The sequence below is a fragment of the Streptomyces curacoi genome (assembly GCF_001513975.1).
Lineage (GTDB): Bacteria > Actinomycetota > Actinomycetes > Streptomycetales > Streptomycetaceae > Streptomyces > Streptomyces curacoi.
Map to the genome: position 1 here is coordinate 260,019 of NZ_KQ947985.1, position 18,386 is coordinate 278,404.

Sequence of the window (18,386 nt, forward strand, 5' to 3'; positions counted from 1 at the left end):
AGGGCGGGGTGTTTCACGTGAAACATCGTCAAACACCCCACCCGCAGTGGACTCAGTGCGTGGCCCCCGCAGCGGCATCCGCGGCGATGTGCTGCGTGCCGATCCGCTTGCGGAACACCCAGTAGGTCCAGCCCTGGTAGAGCATGACGACCGGTGTGGCGATCACCGCGCACCAAGTCATGATCTTCAGGGTGTAGGGGCTCGACGAGGCGTTGGTGACCGTGAGGCTCCACTCGTCATTGAGCGAGGACGGCATGACGTTCGGGAAGAGCGTCAGGAAGAGCATCGCCACGGCGGCCACGATGGTCACGCCCGAGAAGGCGAACGACCATCCCTCGCGCCCGGCCTGGTTCGCAAGCAGAGCCACCACCAGCGCGGCCACGGCCACCACGAGCGCGACCAGACTCCGACCGTCGCCGTTCTCGATCTGCGTCCAGAGCAGGAAGAGCAGCGCCAGCCCAGCGGCGGCGAGACCGACCCACAGGGCCAGAGTCCGCGCCCGCTCCCGGATCTCGCCGACGGTCTTGAGCGCGGTGAACACCGCCCCATGGAAGGTGAACAGCGTCAGCGTCACCAGACCGCCGAGCAGCGCATACGGGTTGAGCAGGTCCAGCACACCGCCGACGTACTCATGGCTCTGGTCGAGCTTCACGCCCCGCACGATGTTGCCGAAGGCCACGCCCCACAGGAACGCCGGAATCAGCGAGCACCAGAAGATCGCATGCTCCCAGTTGCGCTGCCAGTTCTCCTCGGGCCGCTTGGCCCGGTACTCGAAGGCGACGCCCCGGACGATCAGGCAGACCAGGATGAGAAGCAGAGGCAGGTAAAACCCGGAGAAGAGCGTGGCGTACCACTCGGGGAAGGCGGCGAAGGTGGCGCCGCCGGCCGAGAGCAGCCACACCTCGTTGCCGTCCCAGACGGGGCCGATGGTGTTGATCAGCACCCGACGCTCGGGACGGTTCCGGGCGAGCAGCTTGGTGAGGACGCCGACCCCGAAGTCGAAGCCCTCCAGGAAGAAGTAGCCGATCCACAGGACGGCGATCAGGACGAACCAGACGTCGTGAAGTTCCATGACTGTGCAGCTCCCTCGGCCTAGTACGAGAAGGCCATCGGCTTGTCGGCGTCACGGGAGTCGCCGCCGATCTTCGTGGGCGGGTTCAGGTCGGCCTCGGTGAGCTCGGGCGGGCCGGCCTTGACGTACTTCACGAGCAGCTTCACCTCGACGACGGCGAGGATCGCGTAGAGCGCGGTGAAGACGATCATCGAGGTGAGGATTTCGCCCTGGGAGACACCGGGGGAGACCGCGTCCCGAGTGCGCAGGACGCCGTAGACGACCCACGGCTGGCGGCCCATCTCGGTGAAGATCCAGCCCCAGGAGTTGGCGATCAGCGGGAAGGCCAGGGTCCAGATCGCGATGCGCCAGTACCACTTCGTCAGCTTCGGACCGAGCGCCTTCTTCGGGAAGAGGACCAGATGCGGCACCTCGTCGTCACCGACCCTCAGGTGCTGCGGCAACATGAACTTCTTGCGGGTCAGCCACAGCCCGATCAGGCCGATGGTGAACGACGCCATGCCGAAGCCGATCATCCAGCGGAAGCCCCAGTAGGCGACGGGGATGTTGGGCCGGTAGTCGCCGGGCCCGTACTTCTCCTGCTCGGCCTTGTTGACGTCGTTGATGCCGGGGACGTACGAGGTGAAGTCGTCCTTGGCCAGGAAGGACAGCAGGCCCGGGATCTCGATCGCGACCTTGTTGTGGCCCTTGTCGACGTCGCCGACGGCGAAGACCGAGAAGGGCGCGGGCTTCTCGCCGTCCCACAGCGCCTCGGCCGCGGCCATCTTCATCGGCTGCTGCTCGTACATGATCTTGCCGAGGACGTCGCCACTGATCGCGGTGAGCATGCCGCCGATGACCACGGTGACCAGACCGAGCCGCAGCGAGGTCTTCATGTCGCGGATGTGCTTCTTGCGGAGCAGGTGGAAGGCGGAGATGCCGACCATGAACGCGCCACCGGTCAGGAAGGCCGCCGAGAGGGTGTGGAAGGCCTGGGCGAGCGCGGTGTTCTGGGTCAGCACGAGCCAGAAATCGGTGAGCTCGGCCCGCCCCTTCGCCTCGTTGATCCGGTAGCCGACCGGGTGCTGCATCCACGAGTTGGCCGCGAGGATGAAGTAGGCCGACAGGATCGTGCCGATGGAGACCATCCATATGCAGGCCAGGTGGATCTTCTTCGGCAGCTTGTCCCAGCCGAAGATCCACAGACCGATGAAGGTGGACTCGAAGAAGAAGGCGATCAGAGCCTCGAAGGCGAGCGGAGCGCCGAAGACGTCACCGACGAAGCGGGAGTAGTCGGACCAGTTCATACCGAACTGGAACTCCTGCACGATGCCGGTGACCACACCCATCGCGATGTTGATCAGGAAGAGCTTGCCCCAGAACTTTGTCGCCCTGAGGTATTTCTCCTTCTCCGTGCGCACCCAGGCGGTCTGCAGACCGGCCGTGAGGGCGGCAAGCGAGATCGTGAGGGGGACGAACAGAAAGTGGTAGACGGTCGTGATGCCGAACTGCCAGCGCGCCAGAGTCTCCGGCGCCAAAGCCAGGTCCACGTCGCCGCTCCTTAACTACGCTTGTGAAAGCGTTCACATTCACAAGCAATTATGCAGCACGCCTTTTCGGGCTTCGAAGGGGGGTCCCCCTTGCCTCAACCCCTTGGCCGCGACCTTCAACATATTGTTGAATCTGCGGCATGCAGACACAGACACCGCTACAACTACGGATCTCCTGGCCCGCGGGACACCTCACCGCGACCCTCGACGACACCCCGACCACGCAGGCCCTGGTCAAGGCCCTGCCCCTCGTCTCCACCGCCCGCACCTGGGGCGAGGAGGTCTACTTCGACACGGGCGTCGCCGTTCCACGTGAAACCAACGCCCGGCAGGTCGTCGATCCGGGCACGGTCGCCTTCTGGACGGACGGCGACGCGCTCGCCCTCCCCTATGGGCCCACGCCGATCTCGCGAGGCGACGAGTGCCGCCTCGCGAGTCCGTGCAATGTCCTGGGCCACCTCGACGGCGACCCCCGCCTGCTGGCGACGGTGCGCGACGGCGACCCCGTGCGCGTGGAACTGGTAGACGCCTGACCGCGCGCGGAGAACTCGCAGACGCCTGACCGCGCGCGGAGAACCCGTAGACGCCTGACCGCGCCCGCGGAGCCCTAGAGCTCCTTCCGGAAGCCTTCCACCACCTTCAGGAAGATGTCGTTCGCCTCGACCTCCCCGACCGTGACCCGCACACCCTCGCCCGGGAACGGCCGGATCACCACGCCCGCCTGCTCACACGCCTGAGCGAAGGCGACCGTGCGCTCCCCCAGCCGCAGCCACACGAAGTTGGCCTGGGTCTCGGGCACCGTCCAGCCCTGAGCGCGCAGCCCGTCGACCACGCGGTTGCGCTCGCACACCAACGAACCGACCCTGCCGAGCAGTTCGTCCTCGGCGCGCAGCGAGGCGATGGCCGCGTCCTGCGCGAGCTGGCTCACGCCGAAGGGCACGGCCGTCTTGCGCAGCGCCGCCGCGACCGGCTCATGGGCGATGGCGAAGCCGACACGAAGACCGGCGAGGCCGTAGGCCTTGGAGAACGTCCGCAGGACACAGACGTTCGGGCGCTCGCGGTAGATCTCCACACCGTCCGGCACCTCAGGGTCGCGAATGAACTCGCGGTACGCCTCGTCGAGCACCACCAGCACATCGCCGGGCACCCGGTCCAGGAACCGCTCCAGCTCGGCCCGCTTCACGACCGTGCCCGTCGGGTTGTTGGGGTTGCAGACGAAAATCAGCCGGGTCCGGTCGGTGATGGCGGCGGCCATCGCGTCCAGGTCGTGCACATCACCCGGCGTCAGCGGCACCTTCACGGACGTCGCACCGCTGATCTGCGTGATGATCGGGTACGCCTCGAAGGACCGCCAGGCGTAGATGACCTCGTCGCCGGGTCCGGCGGTGGCCTGCAGCAGCTGCTGGGCGACGCCGACCGAGCCGGTGCCGGTGGCCAGGTGGGAGGCCGGCACACCGAAGCGCTCGGACAGCTCGTTCATCAGCGCCGTGCACATCATGTCCGGGTACCGGTTGAAGGAGGCGGCAGCCGCGGTCACGGTCTCCATCACGCCGGGCAGCGGCGGATAGGGGTTCTCGTTGGAGGACAGCTTGTAGGCCACCGGGCCACCGGCCGCGGCGGGCTTGCCCGGCTTGTAGGTGGGGATACCCTCCAGCTCGGCGCGCAGCTTGGGGCTCGTCTCGCTCACCGCAGTCCTCCTCGCGACCACCGGCGGCCCATCACCACCGCCGGCTCCAATACTCCTCACCTTATGAGGATTCGGCGTCGATGCGTACAGGTGCGACGCCCCCGGCTTCAGGCCCCTTCTGTCACACCAGCATCAGGGGCATCGCTGTACGAAGGTGTACGAATTGGGGGGCGCGTCACACATATATCTATGCGCCGGTGGTTCACGCCGTGGCGCGCATCCCTCGTGAAGGTGAGTTGAGACCTCTTCGAAACATCGGACAGTTGGCAGGCCCATGCGTGCCGACAAGTCACGTCCTACCATTGGATCGTTCAACTACCTTGTTTTCAAAGGGATTTGACGCCTGATGACCTTGCAGAAACGTGCCTGTCAACGGCTGCATATGCGTCCGCACTACCCCACCGCATGAGCCCTACTATCGGCTCGCCATGACAGCAGCAGGGAAGCACCAGGTGAGCCGCGCGGAAACCTCACGTCGAGGCAGTCGGCCCGGCCGGGCGGGCATCAGAGACGTGGCCGCCGCCGCCGGGGTCTCCATCACGACCGTCTCCGATGCCCTCAACGGCAAGGGCCGGCTCCCCGACGCCACCCGACGCCATGTCCGCGAGGTCGCCGACCGGCTGGGCTACCGGCCCTCGGCCGCCGCCCGCACGCTCCGTACCGGCAAGTCCGGCCTCATCGGCCTGACGGTGACGACTTACGGGGATGAACCTTTCACCTTCACCGAGTTCGCGTACTTCGCCGAGATGGCCCGCGCGGCCACCTCGGCCGCGCTCGCCCGCGGCTACGCCCTGGTGATCCTCCCCGCGACCTCGCGCCATGACGTCTGGTCGAACGTCGCCCTCGACGGCACGGTCGTCATCGACCCGTCCGACCAGGACCCGGTCGTCAGCGAACTGGTCCGGCAGGGCCTGCCGGTCGTCTCCGACGGCCGCCCGGCCGGCTCGCTCCCCGTCACCGCCTGGGTCGACAACGACCACGAGGCCGCCGTCCTCGGCATTCTCGACCACCTGGCCGACGCGGGTGCCCGCCGGATCGGACTGCTGACGGGCACCACGACGGACACGTACACCCATCTGTCCACGACCGCGTACCTGCGCTGGTGCGAGCGGGTCGGCCAGGACCCGGTGTACGAGGCCTACCCGGCGCACGATCCGTGCGCCGGGGCCGTCGCCGCCGACCGGCTGCTCGCCCGCCCCGACCGCCCCGACGCGGTCTACGGCCTGTTCGACCCGAACGGCACCGACCTGCTCGCCGCCGCCCGCCGCTACGGCCTGCGCGTACCGGACGACCTGCTTCTGGTCTGCTGCAGCGAGTCCACCGTGTACGCCAACACAGAGCCGCCCATCACCACGCTCTCCCTGAAGCCGCGCCGCATCGGCACGGCCGTGGTCCAGCTCCTCATCGACGCGATCGAAGGAGTCGAGTCGGACCGGCCGGTCGAGCAGGTGATACCGACCGAGCTGATCGTGCGTACCTCGTCCCAGCGACGCCCGCCGCGTACGACGGTCAGCCCGCCTCGGTCTCCCGAGGAGCGGTAGAAGCAGGTCGGGGAGCGGCAGCAGCAGGTCGAGGAGGGACCGGAGCGGAGTCATCGGACGGTCGAAGCCCTGCCCAATCGGGGCGAAAGCCGCGGTGGACAGGAGTCCTGCTCCGATTCACCACCCCTGGGTCATCACATGGCGCGATCGGCATTCCTATGATGGGCCCACGACACCGCGGGCCGCTGCGACCAGGCAGTCCGATGCGGTGCAGCTGCGGCGCGATGGTGGAGGGGTCTGATGACTCAGGGGGCCGGTCAGGGACCCGAGGTGGAGCGGACGGCGACGTTGCGCGACTTCCGGGTGCCCGCGTACGTCCACGAGACCGGTCCGTACGGCCACAGCACGCACCCGGGCGAGGTCGCCCCGCCTCGCGAGGAGGTTTACCCCGAGGGGTACACACCGACCCAGCGCGACCTGCCGGTCATCAACCGCGGTGACACGGTCCAGGTGCACGTCGACCCCGCCGCCGCGCCGGCCCCCCAGTCGGTGGGCGGTCCCGGCCCGCTGTTCGTCGTCGGCGATGTGCACGGCTATCTCGACGAGCTGGTGGCCGCCCTCCAGGAGAAGGGGCTCATCGACTCGGCGGGGAACTGGTGCGCCGGCACCGCCCGGCTGTGGTTCCTCGGTGACTTCACCGACCGCGGCCCGGACGGCATCGGCGTCATCGACCTCGTGATGCGGCTGTCCGCCGAGGCCGCCGCGGCCGGCGGCTACTGCAAGGCCCTGATGGGCAACCACGAGCTGCTGCTGATCGGCGCCAAGCGGTTCGGCGACACCCCCGTCAACTCCGGCGCGGGCACCGCCACCTTCCAGGCGGCCTGGCTGCTCAACGGCGGTCAGAAGACCGACATGGACCGCCTCCAGGACCACCACCTGCAGTGGATGTCCCGGCTGGACGCCATGGAGCAGGTCGACGGCCATCTGCTCGTGCACTCGGACACCACCGCCTATCTCGACTACGGCGACTCGATCGAGGCGGTCAACGACACCGTCCGCGAGACGCTCACGCGCAATGACGCCGACGAAGTCTGGGATCTGTTCCGGAAGTTCACCAAGCGCTTCTCCTTCCGCGACGAGGGCGGCGCCGACCATGTGCGTTCGCTGCTCGATACGTACGGCGGCACCCGCATCGTTCACGGCCACAGCCCCATTCCGTATCTGCTGGGCGAGGTCGGCTCCGAGGACGGCGAGGACAGCACCGGGCCCCTGGTCGAGGGACCGCATGTCTACGCCGACGGCCTCGCCATCGCGATGGACGGCGGCGTGACCATGGCCGGAAAGCTGCTGGTCCAGCAACTTCCCCTGGATATCTGAACGTTCACCGGGCAGACGTCCCCGTATGACGCAGTGACGGAAGACGGCGCAGGCCAGGGCCCAATTTTGGCAAACCCCCTGTCACCGTGTGCCGTCACCGCTCTACCATCGGCTTATCCGTAGCAGGCTCCCCTCCGTTTCTGCCCGACGGCTCGTTGGCATGCGAGCCCCAAGCCCTACGGAGCATCGGGGGATGCACATGAACAGCGTTCCGCAGCACCTGCACAGCGAGGACCGCCAGGAGTACGAGCGGATCCTCGATGAGGCGCTGCGCTCCGCACCACACCGCCCGGAGCTGGCCGCTGTCGGACAGCGGCTCAACGCCGAACAGCTGCGCACCATGGCGCTCAACGCCACCGCACTCATCACGGCGGCCGCGGCGACCGAGTACCAGCACTACGTGAAGGTCCGCGAGGAACTGCGTCAACCGGCGCCGTCCACCCCGTCGTCCGCCCGCGAATCCGGCTCGGCCGAGTCGGGCTCGGGTGCGATGGGGCTCGCCACCACCATGGGAGAAGTCGCCGAGACAGCCGGCCCTGGCGTCACCGCCGTCGTCGCCGTCCTGGCACCCGTCCTCGCGGGCACCGCCGCGGCGATCTTCCTCCTCGTCGGTTACATCCTGAAGATGTTCGACCCCGAGCCGGCGTTCGCCCAGACGATGCTCACCACCGGATGGGTGTTCGGTGCCATCGCCGCGGCCGCGATCCTGGTCGCCGCCGTCGGCCTCCTGCTCACCGCCCTGCGCAACCGGCCCGCGTTGGACGCCGGGCCGTACGGCGAACTGAGCGAGGAGGTGGCCCGGGCCAGGGAAGCCTGGCGGGATGCCCTGCTGGAGCGCGGGATTCTGCCCTTCCTACGGGAGGCGCTCGCCGACCCCGGCACGGCGTCGGCACTGCACCACACGCCTCCATCGGCACCGGCCGGCCGTATCCCGCACCTCGGCTACGGCCGCCCGGGTTTCAGCAGCCCGGACGACGGAGCCTCCCCGGGCCCGCGCCCCAGCTTCACCAGCCCGGACTACACCAGCCCCGAATTCGGGGGGCCGGAACACCAGCCGGAGTGAGGCCGGCCGCAGTCGCCCCTCGGCTTGCACCCCACCGTGAGGAGGCCTCCACCAGGGGTCCCTCCTCCTCGGTGGAGCCCCGGGGAACCTCCCGGGGAGGCGCAAGCCGAAGACCGGGCCCTGGCATCTTTCGTACGGTGCTACAGGCGCCGGATGATCTGCGCCTCCACGCGTTCCACCAGCGTCCGGCTGAAGGCGTGCACGAGGGACAGATGGAACAGGGCCGGCGCCAGGGGTGCCCATCGATGCACACGGTCCTCCCGCAGCAGGTACTTGACCACGGGAGCCGGCCGGAAGGGCACGTACTCGATGGTCTGGTGCTCCCACCGGTCGGCGACGCCCCGGCTCATCCGCTCCTGGAGATCCGAGCTCTTCAGTTCCTTGAGCCTGGCGTGGAAGTGCGCGCTCCAGTGGCGTTTGTCGATGTCCAGCACGAACGCGAGCAGTTCGAGCGTGTACTCGTGCGGCTCCAGGGACAGTTCCTCCCGCATGCCCCGACGGGCCACCGCGTGCAGCTCTGGTGCACTCCGCCCGGAGGAGTCGATGTGCCGTGACAAGCCTTCGTTGACGGAGGAGTTCCACACGCCCGGCGCCATGCGTACCCGGTCGCTGCGCTGACTCACCACCAGCATGTCGTCGGCGGTGACCACCGCGATGTTGACCGCGAAGCTGCACTGGAGGAAGTCCGGCGCCTGAAGCGGCCTCTCCGGATCCAGGTAGCGGGAACGGGGAGTCGTGCCGTCGGGAAGCCGGCGGTCGAGCTGCTGAGCGGCCAGGAACGTGTAGTAGTCCGTTGCGCGCAGCCGCAGATGGACCTCGGGCGTCTCGTCCAGAGCGGTACGGGAGATGTCGACCGACTCGACCGCGTAGCGCGGTCCGTTCCACAAAGGGGTGCGCCCCTCGGCCCGCAGCCGCTCACTCTCCTCGACGATCTCCTCGCGCCAGCCGGCCATGTCCGACGGCAACTCCACCTCGCCGTCGAGCACATGCACGTACACCGCCTCCGGGGGTATCGGCTTGTCGCCGTCTCCCTCGACGATCAGCGCCGACGTCTGCAGCGGCCCCAGCGAGAACGTGCGCCAGGCGGGCCCGGACTCCTCCCTGCGCCCCAGGCTGCGCAACGCACTGGCCGACCGCCTGCGCAGCCGGTACCAGACGTCCTGAAGGGGCTGTTGGAACAGCACCGCGAACAGCATGCCGATGAAGGCGCCCACCACTCCGTTGGTGACATCGATCCCACTCACACGAGAGACACTAGAGATCTTGATCCGACCGAGCGGCGTCGTGCTCTTTCCGTGACCGGACGGGGGACTTACCGCGCGCACCGGGCAGGGGCGCCGTCGTATGCGTGGCCCCCCTGCCCGGTCGGTACTCCGCTCAGTCGGCGAGCGGCAGATACACCCGGTTGCCCGCCGCCGCGAACTCCTTCGACTTCTGCGCCATACCTTCCTCGATCTCCTCCTGACTGCCGCCGTGCTGCCGGCGGATGTCCTGGGAGATCTTCATCGAGCAGAACTTCGGCCCGCACATGGAGCAGAAGTGAGCCGTCTTGGCGGGCTCGGCCGGGAGGGTCTCGTCATGGAATTCCCGTGCCGTGTCCGGGTCCAGGGCGAGGTTGAACTGGTCCTCCCACCGGAACTCGAAGCGGGCGTCGGACAGGGCGTCGTCCCACTCCTGCGCACCGGGGTGCCCCTTGGCGAGATCGGCCGCGTGGGCGGCGATCTTGTAGGTGATGACGCCGGTCTTGACGTCGTCACGGTTGGGCAGGCCCAGGTGCTCCTTGGGCGTGACGTAGCAGAGCATGGCCGTGCCCCACCAGGCGATCATCGCGGCACCGATGCCGGAGGTGATGTGGTCGTACGCCGGGGCGACGTCGGTCGTCAGCGGGCCGAGCGTATAGAACGGAGCTTCATCGCAGATCTCCTGCTGAAGGTCGATGTTCTCCTTGATCTTGTGCATCGGGACGTGTCCCGGGCCCTCGATCATGGTCTGTACGTTGAAACGCTTCGCGATCCGGTTGAGTTCCCCGAGGGTCTTCAACTCCGCGAACTGCGCCTCGTCGTTGGCGTCCGCGATCGAACCCGGCCGCAGGCCGTCGCCCAGCGAGTATGTGACGTCGTACGCCGCGAGGATCTCGCAGAGCTCCTCGAAGTTCTCGTACAGGAAGCTCTCCTTGTGGTGCGCCAGGCACCACGCGGCCATGATCGAGCCGCCGCGCGAGACAATGCCGGTCTTGCGGTTGGCGGTGAGCGGCACATACGGCAGGCGCACGCCCGCGTGGACCGTCATGTAGTCCACGCCCTGTTCGGCCTGTTCGATGACCGTGTCCTTGTAGATCTCCCAAGTCAGTTCCTCGGCCTTGCCGTCGACCTTCTCCAGCGCCTGGTAGAGCGGCACCGTGCCGATCGGCACAGGGGAGTTGCGCAGCACCCACTCGCGCGTGGTGTGGATGTTGCGGCCGGTGGACAAGTCCATGACCGTGTCGGCGCCCCAGCGGGTCGCCCAGGTCATCTTCTCCACCTCCTCCTCGATGGAGGAGGTGACGGCGGAGTTGCCGATGTTCGCGTTGACCTTCACCAGGAACCGCTTGCCGATGATCATCGGCTCGATCTCCGGGTGGTTGACGTTGGCGGGAAGCACCGCCCGGCCCGCGGCGATCTCGTCGCGGACCACTTCGGGAGAGACGTTCTCCCGGACGGCCACGAACTCCATCTCGGGGGTGATCTCACCGCGGCGCGCGTAGGCGAGCTGCGTGACCGCCTTGCCGTCACGGCTGCGACGGGGCTGGCGCGGTCGTCCGGGGAAGACCGCGTCGAGGTTGCGCAGGCCGCCGCGTGGCGAGGTGTGCTTGATCCCGTCGTCCTCGGGACGGACGGGACGGCCCGCGTACTCCTCGGTGTCGCCGCGGGCGACGATCCAGTTCTCCCGCAGCGGAGCCAGGCCCCTGCGGACGTCTGTCTCGACCAGTGGATCGGTGTACGGGCCCGACGTGTCGTACAGCGTGACCGACTGCCCGTTGGTGAGGTGCACCTGTCGGACCGGCACCCGAATGTCGGGGCGTGAACCCTCGACATACGCCTTGTGCCAGCCGATGGACTTCCCGGCCTCCTGGGACTTGATGTCCTGGACGGAGGCAGGCGTGCGTGCGTCCCTGTTGGTCATGAGACCTACTCCCTACGCCGGCATTACCCGGTAACAGGTTCGGCGGTCGACGCAGCGGCTTCCGTCCGCCGACGTTTCGTGTGAAACATCACTCGTGATGGGTGATGTTTCATGTGAAACATCGCTGGGACGGAGGTCAGCGCCCTCTCAGCCCGGTGCTCCGAGCTCCCGCGTGTACAAAGGTGCCTCCACGCTAGCGTCAATTCTGGCGCGGTGAACAGGGGGCCCCGGTCGTTCTTGCGATGATCGGTCGGTGACCACGACGCATGAACCTCCGTACCCACCGCCCGAGCCGCCCGGCGGATCCGGCCCCGGAAACGGCTTCGGAAGCGGCCCCGCGCGGGGCAACGGCCGTACCGACGGCCGCGGTTCGGTGATTCCCGGAGCCAGATACGAGGGTGGGTACGGCCGTGCTCCGGGAGGCGGCCAGGACGGTCACGCGGCTGGATCCGGCGGCTGGCACGAACACGGTCCCAGCTCCGGCGGGAGCCGGGAGCACGGGAGCGGGCCCGGTGGCGGGCACGACCGTGAGCCCGCCCCCGGAGGCATGCACGACCACGGCCCCGAGTCCGGCGGCTCACCGGCGCAGGGACCAGATCCGGGTGGCGGGCACGGTCACGATTCAGGCGGCGGTCATGGACACGGTCCCGGATCCGGCGGCCGGCACGGCGGCGACAGCGGTGGCGGGCACGGACACTCGCACAGTCATGCCCACGGTCCGGCCGCCCCTGTCTCCCAGCACCTGCGCAAGGTCATCGCGGCGGTCCTGATCCCGTTCGCCGCGGCGGTGGTGGTGGGGCTCGCGGTGCTGTGGCCGGGCGGTGCCCCGCCGCACGAGCGCACCGGGGTCGGCTTCGACCGGCAGACGCAGCACGCCACGGTCACCGAGGTGGTCGAGGTGAGCTGCAAGACCGCCGGCGCCTCGGGAGTGCCCCCGACCGGCGACACCTCCACCGCCGAGGGTTCCGCCGCCGTGCAGCGGGAGAACGGCACCTGCAAGAAGGCGACGATCCGCGTCGACACCGGCAAGGACAAGGGCCGTACGTTCACGGAGATCGTGCAGCCCGACCAGTCGCGGCAGTTGCACGAGGGCCAGGAGGTCGTGGTCGCCTACGAGCCCTCCGCGCCCAAGGACCTGCAGTACTCGGTCACCGACGTGAACCGGCGTGTTCCGTTGGGGGTGCTGGCCGGCATCTTCGCACTCGCCGTCGTGCTCGTCGGGCGGATGCGGGGCGTCATGGCGCTGGTCTCGCTGGCCATCAGCTTCCTGGTGCTGAACTTCTTCATCCTGCCCGCGATCCTGCAGGGCTCGAACCCGCTGGTCGTGGCGGTAGTGGGGTCGAGCGCGATCATGCTGATCGCCCTCTATCTGTGCCACGGCCTCTCGGCCCGTACGTCGGTGGCGGTGCTCGGCACGCTGATCTCACTGCTGCTGATCGGCGTTCTCGGCTCGGCCTTCATCGACTGGGCCGCGCTCACCGGCAACACCGACGACAACACAGGCCTCATCCACGGGCTGTATCCGTCGATCGACATGAGCGGTCTGCTGCTCGCGGGCGTCATCATCGGTTCGCTCGGCGTCCTCGACGACGTGACGGTGACCCAGACGTCCGCGGTCTGGGAGCTGCACGAGGCCAACCCGACGATGGGCTGGCGCGGGCTGTACCGGGCGGGCATCCGTATCGGCCGTGACCACATCGCGTCCGTCGTCAACACGCTCGTCCTGGCCTATGCGGGCGCCGCACTGCCGTTGCTGCTGCTCTTCTCGATCGCGCAGAGCAGCGTCGGCACGGTCGCCAACAGTGAGCTGGTGGCGGAGGAGATCGTGCGCACGCTGGTCGGCTCCATCGGCCTGGTCGCCTCGGTGCCGGTCACGACGGCTCTCGCGGCCCTGGTGGTCTCGGCCGACCGGCCGGGGAAGGGGGCGGTGCCGGCGGGCACCCAGCCGGTCCCTGCGGGCGCACAGCCGACCGCGGGGCGCGGCGGGCGGGGGCGACGGCGGAAGCGGTGACGGGGATCCGGCCGCGACACATGCGGTGACATGCCTTCGGCAGCGCCGGAAGCGGTGGCAGGCACCCGACAGCGCCGGAGGGGGTGGCAGGCACCCGGCCGCGACGAATGCGGTGGCAGGCACCCGACGGCGGCGCAAGCGGTGACAGGCCCCGCCCGCGACGGAAGCGGTGATGGATCCGGCCGCGATGGAAGACACGGATCCAGCCGCGACCTCACGCGGCCAACCTCACCCATCCGGCGCAACGGGGCACGCCCGGCGCAGAAGAAGCGTTCCCGCACGCCCCCAGAGCGCGGGGCAAAGCGTTACGCCACCCACCTCGCTGCCGTGACGCATCACCCCGCGCTCTGCTCCTCCGCCAGGATGCGGTCCAGGGCCTCGTCGAGGTGGGCGTCGAAGTCGGCGAGCGCGCCCTCCTGCCCCAGCGGCACCAGCTTGTCGGTGCGGTCGAGGAAAGCCACCAGCGGCGCCACCGAGGAGCGGAACAGGGCCTGATCCGCTCCGACCTGCAGGCGGATCAGGACGTCGCCCAGCGTGTCGGAGCCGGCCGGCGAGACCCGCACGTCTCCCTCCCCGCATGGTCGGCCCACGCCATCGACCAGCAGTTCGCGGCCGAAGGCCCAGGTCACCGGGGCATCGCCGGGCAGGTGGAAGGTGAGTCGGACGGCGTAGGGATCACAGGTCTCGTAGCGCAGCTCCACCGGGATGCGGAAGGAGAGCTCCTCGGAGACGAGAAAGCTCATCATGACCTCTGCCTGTACGGAATCGCGCATCGCCTACCCCGTCGTTTGCCGTCGACTGGCCGGGAACGGACCCCGACACTGGTGGAATCTTGCTGAACGTACACGAGAGATCACAAGGAGTGAGTTTTCAGATACTGATAGAGATCGCCAGCGACCCCAGGAGCCGACCGACCTCCTCCTGCAGCTGTCGTGCCGCTGACATCAGACGGTCGGCCTGATGGGCGGGCAGTGAGATGGCCATCGTCCCGGCCGTGGTGCCGACGGTGATCGGAATCGCCGCGCACACCGTGCCGAGCGCGTATTCCTGACGTTCGGTCACCGGCTCCATGCGACGGGTCCGTTCGAGGCGTCGCAGCAGGGTGCGGCTGTCGCGCACGGTGTAGGGGGTGATGGACTGCACCGGATGGCGGTCGAGGTGGTCCCGACGGGCCTCCTCGTCCAGCTGGGACAGCAGGCACTGACCGATGGCGTGCGCATGGCCGGTCTCACGGAAGTCGGCCCATTCCTCGACCGCCGGATTGCCCGGGGTGTCGGAGACACACATGACCTCGATCTCGCCGTCGCGGTACTGGGCGTAGTAAACCGGGACACCGATGGCATCACGCCATTGGGCGAGCGCGTCGGCAACCGTGCTGCGACGTTTCTGCTGGGCTCCGCTGCTGCCCAGCCGAACGGCCGCGTCACCGAGGAAGAACAGCCCTTTGTCGCGGCGCAGATAGCCCTCGTGCACCAGGGTGCGCAGGAGGTGGTACGCGGTCGGCAGTGCGAGGCCCGTCTCGCGGGCCAGTTGCTTGGCGGGGGCGCCGTACGGGTGCTCGGCGACACATTCCAGCAGGCGCATGGCGCGCTGGACGGATCCGATGAGTGTCGTGGAGTGCGGCTGCTCGCGGGTGGTGGGGGAGGCCTGTCGCGGTACTTGGGGTACGGCGGAGCTGGGCCGTTCGCGGGGTGCGTGGGGGTCTGAGGGTGCGGTGTCAACCGTGGCCAAGGGTTACTCCCGAAGCGCGAGGGGGGCATCCCGTGCCGGGAAACACGGGAGGGGGTGTACGCCGCTCGCGGGGTCGTCCCCGCGTCGATTTCCGGACTCTATTCGTCCGCCACCGCTTGCAGACGCCCTGTCCGGAAAACTTCCCTCGCCCGAGGGAACCGGTGATTCCTGTTACCGGCCGCCGGTCCCCACGGCCCTCACCAGTCGCTGCGCGACGACGAACTCGATGTGAACTTCCGTACGACGTAAATCAGTCCACCGACCAGCGCCACGAAGACCAGCACCTTGAAGAGCAGTCCGATGACGAACCCGACGACGCTGGCGATCAGCCCGCCGAACACCACCAGGGCGATGACAGGCACCGCGATCCACTTCACCCACCACGGCAGTCCCGCGAAGATCTCACGCATCGCCCTCGTCCTTACTTCTCCGCCCGTCGCTGCGGGTCCTGATCCGATCCTTCGGAATCTGCTGATTCACTGCACTCGATGCTAGGACCGGCAGGTGCCCCGGCGGGGGCCTCGCAGCCCTTGTCCTCCCCTGATCGATCCCCTAGGGAACCCCGAGGCCAAAGGTCAGCTTTCCGGCGGAGAGAACACCACGAGCACCCGCAGGTCCTCGCTGATGTGGTGGAACTTGTGGGCGACTCCGGCCGGCACGTACACCACGCTGCCCCGCGCGACCTGCGTGGTCTCCATGCCCACGGTGATGTGCGCGCGGCCGCTCACAACGAAGTAGACCTCGTCCTGGTTGTGCGGCTTCTGTGGATCGTGCTCACCGGCGTTGAGCGCGTACAGACCGACCGACATGTTCCGCTCTCGCAGAAACTGCAGGTAGGCGCCCTCATTGGCGGCGCGCTCCGCCTCCAGTTCATCCAGCCGGAATGACTTCATCGCTGTCGTCCGCCCTTGTCACAGTGCTCATGGCCGATTTCGTCTGCCACGATCAGACACATGATGAATTTCGTAGTCAAGACGATCGCCAACGCGGGCGCCCTGGCGGTGGCCGTCTGGCTGATAGACAAGATCACCCTGACCGGTGACAGCACGGGCAAGAAGATCGGCACCCTGCTCCTCGTCGCGCTGATCTTCGGTCTGGTGAACTTCGTGGTCAAGCCGATCGTGAAGCTCCTGAGCCTGCCGCTGCTCATCCTGACGCTCGGCCTGTTCACCCTGGTCGTCAACGCGCTGATGCTGCTGCTGACCTCGTGGCTCGCCGACAAGGTCGACCTGAGCTTCCACGTCGAGGGCTTCTGGACCGCCGTCCTCGGCGGCCTGATCATCTCGATCGTCTCGTGGGCACTCAACGTTGTCCTGCCCGACGGGGACTGAGCGCCCGATGACCTACCGCGTCTGTTTCGTCTGCACCGGCAACATCTGCCGCTCCCCGATGGCCGAGTCCGTCTTCCGCGCGCGCGTCGTGGAAGCCGGGCTCGACGGCCTGGTCGAGGTCGACAGCGCCGGCACCGGCGGCTGGCACGAGGGTGACCCGGCCGACCCACGCACCGTGTCCGTCCTCGAGGAGCACGGCTACGACAGCGGCCACACGGCGCGGCAGTTCCAGCCGTCCTGGTTCGCCCGCCTCGACCTCGTCATCGCGCTCGACTCCGGCCACCTCAAGGCCCTGCGCCGCCTCGCGCCCTCGCCGCAGGACGCGGCCAAGGTGCGGCTGCTGCGTTCCTACGATCCCGCCGCGGGCGACGACCTCGACGTGCCGGACCCGTACTACGGCGGCAGGGACGGCTTCGAGGAGTGCCTCGAGATGGTGGAGGCGGCCGGCGCGGGCCTCATCGCGGCGGTCCGCGAACAGGTGGAGGGACAGGCGGCATGAGCGGTACGAATGCGCAAGGACTGTCTTCTTCGCAGGGGCCGGCTCCTTCGGAGGGACTGCCTCCTTCGCCGGGGCTGTCTTCTTCGCAGGGGCCGGCTTCCGGTGGCGGCGACGGGACGCGCGCGGTGCGGGCCGGACTGCCCGAGCCGGTCAAGCACGAGCCGGCCCTGCCGGGTCCGGTGTTCGCCGCCCACTACCACCTGCCGGGCGAGCCCACGGGGCCGTACAACTACGGCCGGGACGAGAACCCGACCTGGACGCACCTGGAGCGGGCCATCGGCGAGCTGGAGGCGCCGGGGGAGGACGGCGCCGAGACGCTGGTCTTCGCCTCGGGCATGGCCGCCATCTCCTCGGTGCTCTTCTCCCAGCTGCGCGCCGGGGACGCGGTCGTCCTGCCCAGTGACGGCTACCAGGCGCTGCCTCTGACACGCGCGCAGCTGGAGGCGTACGGCATCGAGGTGCGCACCGCGCCGACCGGCGGGGACGCCCAGCTCGGCGTCCTGGACGGGGCGAAGCTGCTGTGGATCGAGACGCCGTCGAACCCCAGCCTCGACGTGTGCGACATCCGGCGCCTCGTCGAGGAGGCCCACGCGCGTGGTGCCCTCGTCGCCGTCGACAACACGCTCGCGACGCCGCTCGGGCAGCGCCCGCTGGAGCTCGGCGCCGACTTCTCGGTGGCCAGCGGCACCAAGCAGCTGACGGGACATGGCGACCTGCTGCTGGGATACGTCACCGGCCGCGACGCCGAGGCCATGGCCGCCGTACGTCGCTGGCGCAAGATCGTCGGTGCGATCCCGGGGCCCATGGAGGCCTGGCTCGCGCACCGTTCCATCGCCACGCTCCAGCTGCGTGTGGAGCGGCAGAACGCCAACGCCCTGGCGGTCGCCGAAGCCCTGCGGGACTGGCCCGAGGAGCTCGGGGTGCGCTATCCCGGCCTGCCGGGCGACCCCTCTTACAAGATCGCCTCGCAGCAGATGCGGCGCTTCGGATGCGTGGTGTCCTTCACGCTGCCCACGCGCGCGCGTGCCGAGCGTTTCCTGCACGCCCTGCGGCTCGTCGACGACGCGACCAGTTTCGGCGGAGTGCGCTCCACGGCGGAGCGGCGTGGACGCTGGGGCGGCGACGCCGTACCGGAGGGCTTCATCCGCATGTCGGTCGGTGCCGAGGATCCCGACGACCTGGTGGCGGATGTGCTGCGTGCGCTGGACGAATCGGCTCAGTGACCGGGTACGCGCCTGCGCCCGTCATGTCCGGCTACGTCGAACGGACGGTCCGAGCCTCCCCCCTCGTGGCTCGGACCGTCCTCGGTTCCGCGCGCGAAGAACCGCGCGAACAAGGCTAGTTGACTCTCTGTCAGTGTCCAATCACAGTAGCGACAGCGACCTATCGACATATTTATAGTTGGGCCCTGCCCTGGGGGTGGGGAGAAGGGCGGGAAAGGGG

General features: G+C 68.5%; 17 protein-coding genes. 8 read left to right on the forward strand and 9 right to left on the reverse strand.

Translation table 11 applies throughout. The annotated features are described in order from the left end of the window. Positions 1-52: 52 nt before the first annotated feature. Both cydB and AQI70_RS06660 read right to left on the reverse strand, forming a co-directional pair. Entirely contained in the window at positions 53-1,072 is a 1,020-nt protein-coding gene (cydB, locus tag AQI70_RS06655) for a cytochrome d ubiquinol oxidase subunit II (protein WP_062145461.1), read from the reverse strand. Between the two features lie 20 nt (positions 1,073-1,092). Then, positions 1,093-2,601, reverse strand: coding sequence for a cytochrome ubiquinol oxidase subunit I (locus AQI70_RS06660; protein ID WP_062145463.1), 1,509 nt, complete (start codon positions 2,599-2,601; stop codon positions 1,093-1,095). A 140-nt stretch (positions 2,602-2,741) separates the two neighbouring features. On the opposite strand from AQI70_RS06660, the gene AQI70_RS06665 reads away from it, so the two are divergent. Then, a complete protein-coding gene (locus tag AQI70_RS06665) occupies positions 2,742-3,134 on the forward strand; it encodes a cyclophilin-like fold protein (protein WP_062145465.1) in 393 nt (130 codons plus the stop codon). 74 nt (positions 3,135-3,208) lie between these two features. Here the strand turns inward: AQI70_RS06665 and hisC are convergent, their stop codons facing one another. Further along, positions 3,209-4,288 (reverse strand): histidinol-phosphate transaminase, encoded by a 1,080-nt coding sequence (gene hisC, locus AQI70_RS06670; protein ID WP_062145466.1) that lies wholly within the window; start codon positions 4,286-4,288, stop codon positions 3,209-3,211. A gap of 428 nt (positions 4,289-4,716) precedes the next feature. Here hisC and AQI70_RS06675 point away from each other — a divergent pair, with 428 nt between their 5' ends. The 3 genes from AQI70_RS06675 (at position 4,717) to AQI70_RS06685 (ending at position 8,209) form a co-directional block, all read left to right on the forward strand. Beyond that, positions 4,717-5,829 (forward strand): LacI family DNA-binding transcriptional regulator, encoded by a 1,113-nt coding sequence (locus AQI70_RS06675; protein ID WP_079051179.1) that lies wholly within the window; start codon positions 4,717-4,719, stop codon positions 5,827-5,829. Positions 5,830-6,069: 240 nt separating this feature from the next. Beyond that, entirely contained in the window at positions 6,070-7,146 is a 1,077-nt protein-coding gene (locus AQI70_RS06680; protein ID WP_062145471.1) for a metallophosphoesterase, read from the forward strand. 193 nt (positions 7,147-7,339) lie between these two features. Further along, positions 7,340-8,209 (forward strand): hypothetical protein, encoded by an 870-nt coding sequence (locus AQI70_RS06685; RefSeq protein ID WP_062145472.1) that lies wholly within the window; start codon positions 7,340-7,342, stop codon positions 8,207-8,209. Between the two features lie 140 nt (positions 8,210-8,349). Here AQI70_RS06685 and AQI70_RS06690 read toward each other — a convergent pair whose 3' ends face one another. Both AQI70_RS06690 and thiC read right to left on the reverse strand, forming a co-directional pair. Further along, positions 8,350-9,453, reverse strand: a complete 1,104-nt coding sequence (locus AQI70_RS06690; protein ID WP_062145474.1) for a hypothetical protein — start codon at positions 9,451-9,453, stop codon at positions 8,350-8,352. 133 nt (positions 9,454-9,586) lie between these two features. Next, positions 9,587-11,371, reverse strand: coding sequence for a phosphomethylpyrimidine synthase ThiC (thiC, locus tag AQI70_RS06695; RefSeq protein ID WP_062145476.1), 1,785 nt, complete (start codon positions 11,369-11,371; stop codon positions 9,587-9,589). A 547-nt stretch (positions 11,372-11,918) separates the two neighbouring features. Here thiC and AQI70_RS06700 point away from each other — a divergent pair. After that, positions 11,919-13,382: a YibE/F family protein gene (locus tag AQI70_RS06700; RefSeq protein ID WP_062145478.1), complete on the forward strand. Its 1,464-nt coding sequence runs from the start codon at positions 11,919-11,921 to the stop codon at positions 13,380-13,382. A 335-nt stretch (positions 13,383-13,717) separates the two neighbouring features. Here AQI70_RS06700 and AQI70_RS06705 read toward each other — a convergent pair whose 3' ends face one another. The 4 genes from AQI70_RS06705 to AQI70_RS06720 all read right to left on the reverse strand — a co-directional run bounded on the left by AQI70_RS06705 (position 13,718) and on the right by AQI70_RS06720 (position 16,006). Then, the gene (locus AQI70_RS06705) at positions 13,718-14,155 is read right to left on the reverse strand and encodes an SsgA family sporulation/cell division regulator (RefSeq protein WP_062145480.1); all 438 of its coding nucleotides are present in this window, start codon (positions 14,153-14,155) and stop codon (positions 13,718-13,720) included. A gap of 97 nt (positions 14,156-14,252) precedes the next feature. Then, positions 14,253-15,113 (reverse strand): IclR family transcriptional regulator, encoded by an 861-nt coding sequence (locus tag AQI70_RS06710; protein ID WP_208607306.1) that lies wholly within the window; start codon positions 15,111-15,113, stop codon positions 14,253-14,255. A 197-nt stretch (positions 15,114-15,310) separates the two neighbouring features. Next, a complete protein-coding gene (locus AQI70_RS06715) occupies positions 15,311-15,523 on the reverse strand; it encodes a DUF5326 family protein (protein WP_030048440.1) in 213 nt (70 codons plus the stop codon). A 165-nt stretch (positions 15,524-15,688) separates the two neighbouring features. Next, complete coding sequence (locus AQI70_RS06720; protein ID WP_037887519.1) at positions 15,689-16,006, reverse strand: cupin domain-containing protein; 318 nt, start codon at positions 16,004-16,006, stop codon at positions 15,689-15,691. 60 nt (positions 16,007-16,066) lie between these two features. Here AQI70_RS06720 and AQI70_RS06725 point away from each other — a divergent pair, with 60 nt between their 5' ends. The 3 genes from AQI70_RS06725 to AQI70_RS06735 are packed head-to-tail and all read left to right on the forward strand — an operon-like array spanning position 16,067 to position 18,166. Next, the gene (locus AQI70_RS06725; RefSeq protein ID WP_062145484.1) at positions 16,067-16,444 is read left to right on the forward strand and encodes a phage holin family protein; all 378 of its coding nucleotides are present in this window, start codon (positions 16,067-16,069) and stop codon (positions 16,442-16,444) included. Between the two features lie 7 nt (positions 16,445-16,451). Next, complete coding sequence (locus AQI70_RS06730) at positions 16,452-16,943, forward strand: low molecular weight protein-tyrosine-phosphatase (protein ID WP_062145486.1); 492 nt, start codon at positions 16,452-16,454, stop codon at positions 16,941-16,943. Beyond that, positions 16,940-18,166, forward strand: a complete 1,227-nt coding sequence (locus tag AQI70_RS06735; protein ID WP_062145488.1) for a cystathionine gamma-lyase — start codon at positions 16,940-16,942, stop codon at positions 18,164-18,166. Before AQI70_RS06730 ends, AQI70_RS06735 begins: the two co-directional genes overlap by 4 nt. Positions 18,167-18,386 lie beyond the last annotated feature (220 nt).

What these genes read in the sequence shown, in the direction of transcription:
- AQI70_RS06665 (WP_062145465.1), top strand. Translation starts at nt 2,742, where the DNA reads ATGCAGACACAGACACCGCTACAACTACGGATCTCCTGGCCCGCGGGA.
- AQI70_RS06735 (WP_062145488.1), top strand. Translation starts at nt 16,940, where the DNA reads ATGAGCGGTACGAATGCGCAAGGACTGTCTTCTTCGCAGGGGCCGGCT.
- AQI70_RS06680 (WP_062145471.1), top strand. Translation starts at nt 6,070, where the DNA reads ATGACTCAGGGGGCCGGTCAGGGACCCGAGGTGGAGCGGACGGCGACG.
- AQI70_RS06730 (WP_062145486.1), top strand. Translation starts at nt 16,452, where the DNA reads ATGACCTACCGCGTCTGTTTCGTCTGCACCGGCAACATCTGCCGCTCC.
- thiC (WP_062145476.1), bottom strand. Translation starts at nt 11,371, where the DNA reads ATGACCAACAGGGACGCACGCACGCCTGCCTCCGTCCAGGACATCAAG.
- AQI70_RS06685 (WP_062145472.1), top strand. Translation starts at nt 7,340, where the DNA reads ATGCACATGAACAGCGTTCCGCAGCACCTGCACAGCGAGGACCGCCAG.
- AQI70_RS06705 (WP_062145480.1), bottom strand. Translation starts at nt 14,155, where the DNA reads ATGCGCGATTCCGTACAGGCAGAGGTCATGATGAGCTTTCTCGTCTCC.
- AQI70_RS06675 (WP_079051179.1), top strand. Translation starts at nt 4,717, where the DNA reads ATGACAGCAGCAGGGAAGCACCAGGTGAGCCGCGCGGAAACCTCACGT.
- AQI70_RS06700 (WP_062145478.1), top strand. Translation starts at nt 11,919, where the DNA reads ATGCACGACCACGGCCCCGAGTCCGGCGGCTCACCGGCGCAGGGACCA.
- cydB (WP_062145461.1), bottom strand. Translation starts at nt 1,072, where the DNA reads ATGGAACTTCACGACGTCTGGTTCGTCCTGATCGCCGTCCTGTGGATC.
- AQI70_RS06725 (WP_062145484.1), top strand. Translation starts at nt 16,067, where the DNA reads ATGATGAATTTCGTAGTCAAGACGATCGCCAACGCGGGCGCCCTGGCG.
- AQI70_RS06720 (WP_037887519.1), bottom strand. Translation starts at nt 16,006, where the DNA reads ATGAAGTCATTCCGGCTGGATGAACTGGAGGCGGAGCGCGCCGCCAAT.
- AQI70_RS06715 (WP_030048440.1), bottom strand. Translation starts at nt 15,523, where the DNA reads ATGCGTGAGATCTTCGCGGGACTGCCGTGGTGGGTGAAGTGGATCGCG.